Origin of the sequence: Bifidobacterium sp. SO4 (assembly GCF_018555355.1) — a bacterium.
GTDB lineage: Bacteria > Actinomycetota > Actinomycetes > Actinomycetales > Bifidobacteriaceae > Bifidobacterium > Bifidobacterium miconisargentati.
The window spans coordinates 306,208-319,471 of record NZ_JAFEJP010000001.1 but is presented as its reverse complement, the minus strand read 5'-3'; the positions used below and the strand labels follow the sequence as shown (position 1 = coordinate 319,471).

Annotated in this window: 8 protein-coding genes; 4 read left to right on the top strand and 4 right to left on the bottom strand. The window is 65.6% G+C overall.

The annotated features are described in order from the left end of the window. Positions 1-55 precede the first annotated feature (55 nt). Both gyrA and JS536_RS01280 read left to right on the top strand, forming a co-directional pair. Entirely contained in the window at positions 56-2,722 is a 2,667-nt protein-coding gene (gene gyrA / locus JS536_RS01285) for a DNA gyrase subunit A (RefSeq protein WP_214355514.1), read from the top strand. Between the two features lie 134 nt (positions 2,723-2,856). Next, a complete protein-coding gene (locus tag JS536_RS01280; RefSeq protein WP_109055926.1) occupies positions 2,857-3,381 on the top strand; it encodes a DUF3566 domain-containing protein in 525 nt (174 codons plus the stop codon). Between the two features lie 312 nt (positions 3,382-3,693). Here the strand turns inward: JS536_RS01280 and JS536_RS01275 are convergent, their stop codons facing one another. Both JS536_RS01275 and JS536_RS01270 read right to left on the bottom strand, forming a co-directional pair. Next, positions 3,694-4,740, bottom strand: a complete 1,047-nt coding sequence (locus JS536_RS01275) for a LacI family DNA-binding transcriptional regulator (RefSeq protein ID WP_214355477.1) — start codon at positions 4,738-4,740, stop codon at positions 3,694-3,696. A gap of 114 nt (positions 4,741-4,854) precedes the next feature. Further along, a complete protein-coding gene (locus JS536_RS01270; protein WP_240544186.1) occupies positions 4,855-5,874 on the bottom strand; it encodes a LacI family DNA-binding transcriptional regulator in 1,020 nt (339 codons plus the stop codon). Between the two features lie 212 nt (positions 5,875-6,086). On the opposite strand from JS536_RS01270, the gene JS536_RS01265 reads away from it, so the two are divergent. Both JS536_RS01265 and JS536_RS01260 read left to right on the top strand, forming a co-directional pair. Continuing rightward, positions 6,087-9,482 carry a glycoside hydrolase family 2 TIM barrel-domain containing protein gene (locus tag JS536_RS01265; RefSeq protein ID WP_240544185.1) on the top strand — a complete coding sequence of 1,132 codons (3,396 nt, stop codon included), beginning with the start codon at positions 6,087-6,089 and terminating at the stop codon, positions 9,480-9,482. Positions 9,483-9,759: 277 nt separating this feature from the next. Beyond that, the gene (locus JS536_RS01260) at positions 9,760-10,845 is read left to right on the top strand and encodes a VanZ family protein (protein ID WP_214355475.1); all 1,086 of its coding nucleotides are present in this window, start codon (positions 9,760-9,762) and stop codon (positions 10,843-10,845) included. Between the two features lie 297 nt (positions 10,846-11,142). Here JS536_RS01260 and gdhA read toward each other — a convergent pair whose 3' ends face one another. Both gdhA and JS536_RS01250 read right to left on the bottom strand, forming a co-directional pair. After that, complete coding sequence (gene gdhA / locus JS536_RS01255) at positions 11,143-12,489, bottom strand: NADP-specific glutamate dehydrogenase (RefSeq protein WP_214355474.1); 1,347 nt, start codon at positions 12,487-12,489, stop codon at positions 11,143-11,145. A gap of 118 nt (positions 12,490-12,607) precedes the next feature. Then, positions 12,608-13,042, bottom strand: coding sequence for an Lrp/AsnC family transcriptional regulator (locus JS536_RS01250; protein ID WP_214355473.1), 435 nt, complete (start codon positions 13,040-13,042; stop codon positions 12,608-12,610). Positions 13,043-13,264 lie beyond the last annotated feature (222 nt).

Here is a 13,264-nt window from a genome sequence, read left to right as displayed (position 1 = left end):
AGAGGGGAGCCGCAGGACGGAAAAAGGAACTTAAGTGGCAGACGAAAACAACACCATGCCGGGTGGCGCCAATCCCGCCGGCGGCGACAACGGCGATGAGCAGTTCACGCCGGACGGTTCGATGGAGCCGTTGAGCCCGCAGGAGGCGGACACCACCGACTACGGCCTGCTGGCCGGCGAACGCATCCAGCGCAAGGACCTGCAGCAGGAGATGCGCGAGTCCTACCTCGCCTACGCGATGAGCGTGATCGTGGACCGCGCCCTGCCGGACGTGCGTGACGGCCTGAAGCCCGTGCACCGCCGCGTGATCTACGCGATGTACGACGGCGGCTACCGTCCCGACCGCGGCTACAACAAGTGCTCGCGCGTGGTGGGCGACGTCATGGGTAAGTACCACCCGCACGGCGACTCCGCCATCTACGACACCCTCGTGCGCATGGCCCAGTCGTGGTCGATGCGCTACATGCTCGTGGACGGCCAGGGCAACTTCGGCTCCCCCGGCGACGACCCGGCCGCCGCCATGCGTTACACCGAATGCCGTATGGCGCCGCTGTCGATGGAGATGGTGCGTGACATCGACAAGGAGACGGTCGACTTCCTGCCGAACTACGACGGCAAGACCCAGGAGCCCACCGTGCTGCCCGCGCGCTTCCCGAACCTGCTGGTCAACGGCTCGTCCGGCATCGCCGTGGGTATGGCCACCAACATCCCGCCGCACAACATGCGCGAGGTGGCGGACGGCGTCCACTGGGCGCTCGACCACCCGGACGCGAGCCGCGAGGAACTGCTGGAGGCCCTGATCCAGCGCATCAAGGGCCCCGACTTCCCCACCGGCGCCACCATCCTGGGCCACAAGGGCATCGAGCAGGCCTACCGCACCGGCCGAGGCCTGATCACCATGCGTGCCGTGGTGAACACCGAGGAGATCAACGGCCGCATGTGCCTGGTCGTCACCGAGCTGCCCTACCAGGTCAACCCGGACCGTCTCGTGGTCTCCATCCGCGAGGCTGTGCGCGACGGCAAGATCCAGGGCATCGCGGACATGCGCGACGAGACCTCCGGCCGCACCGGCCAGCGCCTCGTGCTCGTGCTCAAGCGCGACGCCGTGCCGAAGGTGGTCCTCAACAACCTGTACAAGCACTCCCAGCTGCAGCAGACGTTCGGCGCCAACATGCTGGCCCTCGTGGACGGCGTGCCGCGCACGCTCTCGCTGGACGCCTTCATCCGCCACTGGGTGGGCCACCAGCTCGACGTGATCGCCCGCCGCACCGCCTACCTGAAGCGCGAGGCCGAGGAGCGCGACCACATCCTGCAGGGCTACCTCAAGGCCCTCGACATGCTGGACGAGGTCATCGCCCTCATCCGCGCCTCCGAGGACACGGACGCGGCCCGCACGGGCCTGATGCACCTGCTCGACATCGACCAGGTGCAGGCGGACGCCATCCTGGCCATGCAGCTGCGCACGCTGACCCGCATGAACCGCGACAAGATCGTGGCCGAGCACGAGGAGCTGCAGCGCAAGATCGCCGACTACATCGACATCCTCGCCAAGCCGGAGCGCCAGCGCAAGATCATCGGCGACGAGCTTGACGAGATCGTGGCCAAGTACGGCGACGACCGTCGCACCAAGATCCTGCCGTTCTCCGGCGAGATGAACGTCGAGGACCTGATCGCCGAGGAGAACGTGGTGGTCACCGTCACGCACTCCGGCTTCATCAAGCGCACCAAGGCGGACGAATACCGCGCCCAGCACCGCGGCGGCAAGGGCATCAAGGGCACCAAGCTGCGCGAGGACGACGTGGTGGACCACTTCTTCCTGACCTCCACGCACAACTGGCTGTTGTTCTTCACCAACAAGGGCCGCGTGTACCGCATCAAGGCGTACGAGCTGCCTGAGGGCTCTCGCGACTCCAAGGGCCAGCATGTGGCCAACCTGCTGCAGTTCGCGCCGGACGAGGCCATCCAGACCGTGCTGTCCATCCCGAACTACGAGGTGGCCAAGTACCTGGTGCTCGCCACCCGTTCGGGCAAGGTCAAGAAGACGCCGCTGGCCGAATACGATTCGCCGCGTCAGGGCGGCCTGATCGCCGTGCGACTCATGGCGGACGAGAACGGCGAGAACGCCGACGAGCTCATCGGCGCCGCGCTGTGCAACGCCGAGGACGACATCATCCTGGTCTCCAAGCTCGGCATGAGCCTGAAGTTCGAGGCGGACGACGATCAGCTGCGCCCGATGGGCCGCCAGACCGCCGGCGTGCAGGGCATGAAGTTCCGTGACGGCGACGAGCTGCTGGCCATGGACGTGGTCCCGGCCGACTCCGACAAGGACCTGTTCGTCGTGACCAACGAGGGCTTCGCCAAGCGCACCGCGATCTCGGAATACCGCCTGCAGGGCCGTAACGGCTACGGCGTCAAGGCCGTGCAGCTGGTCGAGGGCCGCGGCTCGCTGGTGGGCGCGCTCGTGGTCTCCGAGGACGATCAGGTCATGGCCATCATGAAGTCCGGCAAGGTGATCCGCTCCAACGTGGACGAGGTCAAGCGCACCGGACGCGCCACGCAGGGCGTGACCTTCGCCAAGCCGGACAAGGGCGACGAGATCCTGTCCATCGCCCGCAACGAGGAGAAGGACGAGGAGGACGCCGAGGAGACTGCGGAGGCTGCTGAGACCGCTGCTGCCGGCGCCACGGAGTCCGCTGCCACCGAGGCTCCTACCGAGGAGTGACCGTTTTGGCTTCCCTCTGTGGGGGAGCCGAAATAAGACGAAAAAACAACGCGGACGAGGCGCGAGCGGAGTCCTGAAACACTGGTAGCCTCGCTAACAACGAGGCTACCGATTAAGCCCTTGAAGGAGAAACGATGAGCGAGAATCTCGAAAACGACGAGCCCGCAGCGATCCAGCCCACCAACGAGCATGCTGCACCGCGTGTGGCCCGCTCCGTTTCCAGCGACCCGGAGGAATCCACGCTGCCGCCGTCCGGCACCACCCCGGTCCGTCCGGCCGTGCGCCGCGCCGCGCCGCGCGCACGCCGCATGAGCCTGTCCCTGACCCGCGTGGACGCTTGGTCCGTGGCCAAGGTCTCGTTCCTGCTGTCGATCGCCGGCGCCATCATCCAGGTGGTCGCCGCCACCATCGTCTGGCTGCTGCTGGACGCCGTCGGTGTGTTCGGCCAGATCACGCAGATCGTCTCCTCCACCGGCCTGGATGCCGATTCCTTCAACCTGGGCAACGTGCTGTCCCTGCCCACCGTGGTGTCCGCCGTGACCATCTTCTCGATCGTCGAAGTGGTGATCATCACGCTGCTCACCACCATCGTGGCGCTGATCTACAACGTGGTCAGCACCCTGGTCGGCGGCGTGCACCTCACGCTCGGCGACGACTGATACGGACTTTTCGTCAAGCATTGAAAAAGCGGCCTATGCGGGCCGCTTTTTTGTTGTGTTGGTGAGGCGGTAGAGGAATCGGCCTGCGGTCGATGCGGCGTTTCCGCAGGCTCGCGCCTGCTTGGCTTCTCTCCCTCCGTCATCGGCTTCGCCGATGCCAGCTCCCTCGTCAGAGGGAGGCAAGACCTTATACGGTGTAGTTCTTGGCTCCCTCTGACGAGGGAGCTGGACGCCGCAGGCGGACTGAGGGAGAGAAGCGGAGCAGGCGTGAGCCTGCGGAAAACACAGCATCGGCCCGTAGGGCCGGTTCCGTCACGCGGATTCGCGTCGTTCGATGTGGAAGTCAGCCACGATACGCTGGCGCTCGCGGTCTGATTCGTCGTCGATGCGCTCGATGAGCATGTCCACGGCCTTCTGCGCGACCATGGGGATGTCCACCGCCACCGTGGTCAGCGACGGCACCATCGTGGCGCCCATCTCGATGCCGTCGAATCCCATGACGGCGATGTCCTCGGGCACGCTCAGCCCCAGGTCCTTCAGTCCGCGGATCACGCCGAACGCGGTGGTATCGGTCATGCAGAACAGCGCGTCGCAGGAACGGATCACATCGGCATACTGTTTGACGGCTTGACGGGCCTCCACGTCGTTCCAGGGCGTGGGGATGATCGGCACTTCCCACCAGTCCACGCCCAGCTTCTCGAAGGCCTTCCTGCAGCCCATCAGGCGGCGACGGCGGGTGTCGTACGAATCGGCGGTCTCATGCTCGTCCGACCCCTCCCCCAGGCCTCCCACGATGCCGATATGCCGCTTGCCGCCGGCCCACAGATACTCGATGGCCGCCTGCGCGCCAAGCTCGCTCGGCGTGAGGATCGTGTCGATGTCATGCTGCGGGCGGTCGTCGTCCAGCAGCACGGTCGGCCGGTGATTGGACAGCTGCTCGATCTCCGCGGCGGACAGTCGGCTGGAGCTGAAGATCAGCCCGTCACAGAACTGGTTGGACACCCGCTCGATGATGGAGCGTTCGTTCTCCGCGTTGATGCGGGTCTCCTGCACCACCGTCTGGTAGCCGCGCTTCTCCGCCGCCTGCGAGATCAGCGAGGCGAGCTGGGAGGGGTACGGCCGGTCGAGCTCGAAGATGGCCAGTCCGATGGTGCCGAACGTGCGGCCCCGGCGGCTGGTGGAGACGCGCAGGCTGCGTGCGGACAGGCTGGTGGTGTTGAGACGGTAGTGCAGCCGGTCGGCGGCCTCGCGCACGCGCTTCGCCGTCTCCGGGGCGACGTTGTCGTTGCCGCGCAGCACGTTCGAGACGGTCATGGCCGAGACTCCGGCCTCGCGCCCGACATCCTTCATGGTGACCATAGAAACCCCTTTACTGAGCACCAACTATACAAAACAAGCTTCGATGCGGATGTCCCGGCTCCTCTCAGCGAGGGGAGTTTTTCGTATGCGTGCGGCTTGGTTCCTTACGCCCCATCACGCCGACTGACGGTCCACGATGGTCGTGGTCAGCAGTCGTACGTAATCGGGCTCGACCTGCGCGCCGTGCATCATCGAAAGCACCAGTTCGGCCATCGCGCGGCCATGCAGCTGCGAATCCTGCCGCACCGTGGTGATCTTCGGCCGCGAGAGCACGGCGATCGGCGAATCGTCGAACCCAGTCACGGCGATGTCCTCCGGCACCCGGTAGCCGAACCGATTCAGCTGGTTGATGACGCCGAAGGCGATGTCGTCATTGGCGCACACGATGCCATCCAACTCGGCCAGCATCGGCTGGAAATCGGCCGTGGCCATCTCGCCGCTGGTCATCTCCCAGTCGTCCGAGAAGTACACGAGGCGTTCGTCGAACCGCTCCCCCATCGCCTCACGGAAACCCTTGAAACGGTTCGTGGCGGTCGGCGAATAGCCGGGGCCGCACACGTACGCGAGCCGCGTGCATCCGGCCTCGATGAGATGGCGCGTGATGTCGCGTTGCCCGTCCTCGTTGGCGAAGTCGACGGCGGGGAACGGCAGAACGCTGCGGTTGCTGACCTCCGAAATCACCACCGGACGGTCCGTGGTGAGGAAAGCGTCGGCCAGCACGTCGTCCTCGCTCAGGGAGAACAGCATGTAGCCGTCCGCGAAGTCGCTGTTGACCAGTTGCGCGATACGGCTGGTGGAGGCGTCCGTGTTGGCGATGAGCGTGACCATCTGATAGCCTGCGTCGCCGATGGTCTGGTTCGCGCCGATCATCGCGCGGGCCACACTGGACTGGATGAGCGTCTCGTTCGATTCGACCTGAATCACCAGGGCGATGGTCTGCGTGCGCTGCTGGGCTAGGGAACGGGCCGCCTGGTTCGGCGTGTACCGGGCGTCCTTGATGGCCTGGGCGATGCGCTCGGCGGCCGCCGGGGATACGTGCGCGCTGCCGTTGAGGTATCGGGAGACGGTGCCGTAGGACACGCCCGCCAGTCGCGCAACGTCGCGGATGGTCGCTTTCTTACCTGCCTTGGTCATGCTCCTCATCGTATTCGCGATTCTGGCGTTTTGCGGGGAACTGGCGTTTGCGACACACGCCCACCTTCGTTTGTGTGACCGGTTACACAGCGGATACACTGGGAGATGACGTGGATGCCGCCCGCCCTGGTCATCGGTTATCGTAGGGCAGGCGAATCGTATGCTCCGGCACGGTGCCGTGCCGCGGGCGGACAAGGAAAGGTGAGGTTTTGATGACTGATGTGACTGGCCTGGGCAACGTTCCTGAGATGCCCGATGCCGCCGGTTCTGCCGGCGCGGGCGACGCCGGTGGTGCCGCGGGCCGCAAGTCCGGTGCGGCCGCGGCCCCCGCAGTGCCGACCGCCGAACGCTTCGATCCGGCCTGGATCGCCGACCCGCGCGTGTTCGCCGTCAACCGGCTCGCCGCGCACTCCAGCCACCGGTTCTACGACCACGCGCCGGCCGCAGGCGAATCGATGGATCTGAAGCAGAGCCTCGACGGTACCTGGCGCGTGACCGTCACCGATCTGGCCGACTGGGCCGACCTGGCCGATGTGGAGGACGGCGCCGAGGAGGTGGCTGACGCCGATTTCGCGCGCCCCGGCTTCCCGGACGACGACTTCGACCAGATCGACGTACCCTCCTGCCTGGAGGTCAAGGGCCTACTCAAGCACCAGTACGTCAACCAGCAGTACCCGTGGTCCGGCCATGAGTCACCGCAGGCCCCGGACATCCCGGAGCACAACCATGTGGCCCTCTACCGCCGCACCTTCACGCCGAGCCCGAAAGTGGCCGAGGCGATCGAGGCCGGGCGCACGGTTACACTGACCTTCCACGGCGCCTCCACGGCCATCGCCGTATGGCTCAACGGCACGTTCGTGGGCTACTCCGAGGATTCCTACACGCCCAGCGAATTCGACGTGACCCCGCTGCTCACCACCGGCGAGAACCTGCTCGCGGTGGCCGTCTTCGAGTTCGCCTCCGCCAGCTGGCTGGAGGACCAGGACTTCTGGCGCATGCACGGCCTGTTCCGCTCCGTGGAGCTCACCGCCCAGCCGGCAGTGCACGTCGAGGACCTGCGCGTCACCGCGGACTACGACCACGTCAGCGGCGAGGGCGAGCTGTCCGTGGACGCCTTCGTGCGCAATGCGGCCGGCGCGGCATCGTTCGAGGCGGTGCTGACGGATGCGGCCGGCACCGAGGTCTGGCGTGAGTCGCGTGCCGCTGGGGTTGCGGTGTCCGGTGACGTTCCTGCCGACGATGATGGGACGACCGAAATCATCGCCCCCGAAGCCGGCGAACCGACTGCCAACGTTGGCGCAAACGGCACCTCCTCCACCGCCCTGACCTGGCATGCGAACGTTGGCCACGTCGACCCGTGGAGCGCCGAGGAGCCGACCCTTTACACGCTCACCGTCACCGCGCTGGACGCGGACGGTCGCGTCATCGAAACCGTGCCGCAGCGCGTGGGCTTCCGTCACTTCGCCATCGAGGACGGGCTCATGAAGCTCAACGGCAAGCGCATCGTATTCAAGGGCGTCAACCGCCATGAATTCGACGCCCGCGTCGGCCGCGCCCTCACCGAGGACGTGATGCTGCAGGACATCCGCGAGTTCAAGCGCCTCAACATCAACGCCGTGCGCACCTGCCACTACCCCAACCAGTCCCGCTGGTACGAGCTGTGCGACGAATACGGCATCTACATGATCGACGAGACCAACCTCGAGACCCACGGCACCTGGACCTACGGCGACGGTTCGTTCCACCCGGAGACCGCCGTGCCCGGCAGCCGCGACGAATGGCGCGCCGCCTGCGTGGACCGTCTCAACAGCATGATGCGCCGCGACTGGAACCATCCGAGCGTGGTCATCTGGTCGCTGGGCAACGAGTCATTCGGTGGCGACGTGTTCCGTACCATGCGCGACTTCGTGCACGCCACGGACCCCGCCCGCCCGGTGCATTATGAGAGCGTATTCAACGACCCCGAGTACAGCGACGTCACGGACATCATGAGCCGTATGTACGCCAAGCCGGACGAGATCAAGCAGCTGTACCTGTTCGGCGAGGACCAGAAGCCGTACATCTCCTGCGAATATTCGCACTCGATGGGCAACTCCACCGGCGGCCTGCACCTGTACACCGCGCTGGAGCAATACCCCAAGTACCAGGGCGGCTTCATCTGGGATTACGTGGACCAGGCCCTCTTCCAGCGTCTCCCGGACGGCACCGAACGGCTCGCATACGGCGGCGACTTCGGGGACCGCCCCACCGACTACGAATTCAGCGGCAACGGCATCGTCTTCGCGGACCGCAGCGTCACTCCCAAGGCCCAGGAGGTCAAGCAGCTGTATGCCAACGTTCGCCTCGTGCCGGATGAAAGCGGCGTGACCATCACCAATGACAACCTGTTCATCTCCACCGCTGGCTTCCGCTTCACCGCGCGCGTGCTGGTGAACGGCGTGGAGCGCTGGCATGCCGACTACCGCTTCGACGTGCCCGCCGGCGAGACGCAGCGCCTGCCCATCGCCTTCCCGCGCGTGACCGACCTGGTGCCGCTCGTCGGACGGTTCGAGGTGACCTACGAGGTCGACCAGCGGCTTGACGCGGCCACCGACTGGGCGCCGGCCGGCTACGAGCTGGCGTTCGGTCAGTACGTGGCCACCGTGTCGTTCGACGATGGCGCTGCGGCCGGCGACGGTGATTCCGCCGACGCTGACGGTAGCTTCTGGCCGCTGGCGATCACCGCCGAGGACGGCTTCAACGCCGGCATCCACACCGATTACGGCGAGGTGCTGCTCTCCAAGACCGCCGGCGGCATGGTCTCGTTCGTGCGCGACGGCCGCGAGATGGTCATCCGCCGCCCGAACCTCACGACGTTCCGCGCCCTGGTGGACAACGACCGAGGTTACGGCTCCGGATTCGAGCGCGCCCAGTGGTTCGCCGCCGGCCGCTACGCCCGTGTGACCGGCACGTCCATCGAGCGTAATGACGCCGGCCTGCGTGCGGTCTACCGCTACGAGCTGGCGGACGCCGCGCACACGCCCGTCACGGTGACCTACGAGGTCGATACGGCCCTGCGCGTGCACCTGACCGCCGAATACCCCGGCGAGGCTGACGCGGCCACGCTGCCCGCGTTCGGCATCGAATGGATGCTGCCGGCCCAGTACGACCGTCTGCGCTTCTACGGCCTCGGCCCTGAGGAGACGTACGCCGACCGCCTGCACGGCGCCAAGCTGGGCATCTTCTCGCGCACCGCAAAGCAGGACTTCGCGCCGTACCTGGTGCCACAGGAGACCGGCAACCACGAGGGCGTGCGCTGGGCGGAGATCACCGATGCGACCGGACATGGCATGCGCGTGACGGCCGGTGCAGGCGTTGGCTCGGGGGCGGATCTGGGGTTGGGCTCTGGCGAACCGTTCGCGATGAGTCTGCTGCCCTACAGCTCCCTGATGATCGAGGAGGCCACGCACGCCGACGAACTGCCGCCCGTGCGCCACACCTTCCTGCGCCTGCTGGCTGCCCAGATGGGCATCGGCGGCGACGACACCTGGGGCGCGCCCGTGCATCCCGAGTTCCAGCTGCCCTCCGACCGCCCGCTCAAGCTCGACGTGACGTTGGAGCTCATCTGACTTCACTGCTTGAGGGCTCTTGAGCGGGGGCTCTGAAGCCTTCCGTGCGGGACGATGCGCCGTTTTCTTGGTTTTCGGCGCATCGTCCCGCAGCTGTTAGTGCCGGTGTCGGGGCAGCCGCCATGCAAAATGGCGTATTTCCAGGGTTTTTGTGCTGCGATGATGCGGGACGATGCGGTTATGAAGTGACGAATGGGCGTATTGTCCCGCACCTTTGCGGGACAATACGGAGTTTTGTCCGATATTCCCGCATCGTCCCGCGCGATAGGGTGGAGTCATGCTGCGGTATCTGAGTTACTTCTCCATGTCGTTCATCATCGCGGGCGTGCTGTGGCCCATCGTCTCGGCGGTGCTGACCCTGCCGATTCTGGCGGTGCATTACCACCGTCACCATCGCCTGCGTCTGCTGTCGGCGGCGGCCGACTACCTGACCGTGCTGTACGTGCTGGGTCTCGTGGCGTTCACGCTCTACCCGATGCCGGACGAGCCGGAGTCCTTCTGCGAGGCCACGGCCGGCCAGTACGCCCCGCAGCTCGACCCGCTGCGCTTCATCGAGGACGTGCGGTACTCCGGCATGACCGGCGTGCTGCAACTCGTGATGAACGTGGTGCTGTTCGTGCCGCTCGGCTTCGTCGTCGCCCGATGGTTGCGCTGGCGATGGTGGGCGGTGCTGGCCTCCGGATTCGTGGTCTCCCTGCTCATCGAGACCTCGCAGCTCACCGGTTTCTGGGGACTGTATCCGTGCGCCTACCGTCAGTTCGATGTGGACGATCTGATCACGAACGCGCTGGGTGCGTTGGTCGGCTGCTGGCTGGCCGTGGCGTTCGGCCGATGGGTGCCGACGGCCTCGACGCCGGGGCGCGGCGACGTGAATCGGAAGCCGGGCGCGCTGCACCGGGCCGTGGCGTTCGCGATCGACATGATTTTCGTGGTGCTGGTGTACTTCCCGATTACGTTCGGCGTGGTGCTGCTGTTCTACAAGGTGGCCGAACCGTTGCAGAACGGCGATTTCACGCTGTTCGGCGGGCGTGTGACGGTTGGTGTGGATTGGCTGAACTTCGTGGCGCCTGCGGTGGGGCTGCTGGCGTTCCTGATATTCCAACTGCTGATTCCGGTGTGCCATCGCGGGCAGACGCTCGGCGGCATGTACACGCATATGACCGTGGAGACCAGGGATCGGCGCGGTGGATGGCGTGCGGCGTTCTACGTGCTGCGCACGGCGGTGTTGGGCGCGATGACGTTTGCGCTGATCGCGGGCATCGCCTTTGGCGGGCTGACGCTTCGGTATGCGCTGTACGGCTTCGCGGCACTGTTCCTCTTCGAACTGGTGGTCCGCCGCGCCCCGTGGGATCTGCTGCCATGATGCTGGCGTGATGCTGGCGGCGGGGCGGCAGGCGTGTCAGAACAAAAAGTCCGACGCATGGAGCAGAGAGGATTCGCCCCACACGCCGGACGTGTAAGCGCCCGCGGCGGGCCTTGTGGGCCCCTCGCGCCAGCGGGCAAGTCTTATGTAGTTGTCAGGGTGTCATAGTTTTTGGCTCCCCTCTCTGAGGGGAGCTGGCGGCGATAGCCGACTGAGGGGAGCTATACCGAGCTGAGATACTCCCCTCAGTCACGCTTCGCGTGTCAGCTCCCTTCACCGAAGGAGCCAAAAGTCAGATCACAGCACGCCTTGGGCGACCATCGCGTTGGCCACCTTGACGAAGCCGGCGATGTTCGCACCGGCCATCAGGTCGCCCTCCTCGCCGTATTCCTTGGCGGCGGCCAGGGAAGCGGCCACGATGGACTCCATGATGGACTTGAGCTTGGCGTCGGTCTCCTCGAAGGTCCAGGACAGACGGTAGCTGTTCTGGCTCATCTCCAGGCCGGAGACGGCCACGCCGCCGGCGTTTGCGGCCTTGGCCGGGCCGTACAGCAGGCCGTTGGACTTGTAGACCTCGATGGCCTCCGGGGTGGACGGCATGTTGGCGCCCTCGCACACCACCTTGCAGCCGTTGGCGACCAGGGCCTTGGCGGACTCCTCGTTGATCTCGTTCTGGGTGGCGCACGGCAGGGCGATGTCACACGGCACGGTCCACACGCCGGCGCAGCCCTCGTGGTACTCGGCACCCGGCACGCGCTCGGCGTACTCCTTGATGCGGCCGCGCTCGACCTCCTTGATCTGCTTGACCACATCCAGCTTGATGCCGTCCGGATCGTAGACGTAGCCGTTGGAATCGGAGGCGGTGACCACCTTGGCGCCCAGCTGCTGGGCCTTCTCGGTGGCGTAGATGGCCACGTTGCCGGAGCCGGAGATCACCACGGTCTTGCCGGCGAAGGAATCGTTCTTCAGAACGCGCAGGGCCTCCTGGGTGTAGTAGCACAGGCCGTAACCGGTGGCCTCGGTGCGGGCGAGCGAGCCGCCGAACTCCAGGCCCTTGCCGGTGAGCACGCCGGAGTACTCGTCGCGGATGCGCTTGTACTGGCCGAACAGGTAGCCGATCTCACGGCCGCCCACGTTGATGTCGCCGGCCGGAACGTCGGTGAACTGGCCGATGTGACGACACAGCTCGGTCATGAAGGCCTGGCAGAAGCGCATGACCTCGGCGTCGGACTTGCCCTTCGGGTTGAAGTCGGAGCCGCCCTTGCCGCCGCCCATCGGCAGCGTGGTCAGGGAGTTCTTGAGAATCTGCTCGAAGCCGAGGAACTTGATGACGCCCTCGTTGACGGTCGGGTGGAAGCGCAGGCCGCCCTTGTACGGGCCGATGGCGGAGTTGAACTGGATGCGGTAGCCGCGGTTGACCTGCACCTTGCCGGCGTCGTCCACCCAGGCCACGCGGAACTTGATCACGCGCTCCGGCTCCACCAGACGTTCGAGCACGCCGTTCGCCTCGTATTCAGGGTGCTTGGCGATGACCGGCTGCAGGGTGTCGAGCACCTCGTACACGGCCTGCAGGAACTCCGGCTGGTCGCCATCGCGCTTCTGGACCTGATCGTAGACGCGCTTGACGTACTCATTGGTAAGCATAGTGAAACTCCCCCTTGGGTTGGACTATCAAATAAGGCGCTTTCATTGTAGGTCCCAAGGGGGTGCCTGCCAAGAGTCTCGCTCGGATTACGGGAATTCGCGCGCGTGCCGTCCGCTCTCAGTGCGCGAAGTAGGTTTGCAGAATCACCGTGGTTTCGGTGCTGACCGGCACCGTGCGATGGATGAGGTTGAGCAGCTCCTCCAGCGCGCCCGGCGAGGCCACGCGCACCACCAGCACGAAGCTGGGCGCGCCGGCCACCGAATAGCAGGAGACGATGCCCTCGATGTCCCTGAGTTTGTCCGGAATCGAGGATTCGGCGGAATAGTCGAGCGGCGTCACGCTGACGAACGCGCTGATTGGCAGGCCGCGCTGTTCCTGATCGACGATGGCCTTGTATCCCTTGATGACCCCGCGCTTCTCCAGTTTCTGCACCCGCGACTGCGCCGCCGAGACGGACAGTCCGGTCGCCTGCGCCAACTGCGCGAGCGTGGCGCGGCCGTCGGCCTCGAGCATGGTGAGGATGCACTGGTCAGTGTCGTCGATGCCGGTCATGCTGCCTCCGTTTCCCGTGCGGTTCGTTTCTGGTTCCGCCGCCTCTTCGAGCCACTGTACCCGCTGCCGTCCGCCCGGATGGCTGAGGTCGGAGAATATCCTGCGGGTGCTGGTATTGGTGGGTATTATTCCGACCGAGTGTATCCAGAAACGTAATGTTTACATCTATGGTTGTTATTATATGCAATAATTCCATCAAAAGGTTTTTGTGAATGTAATTAT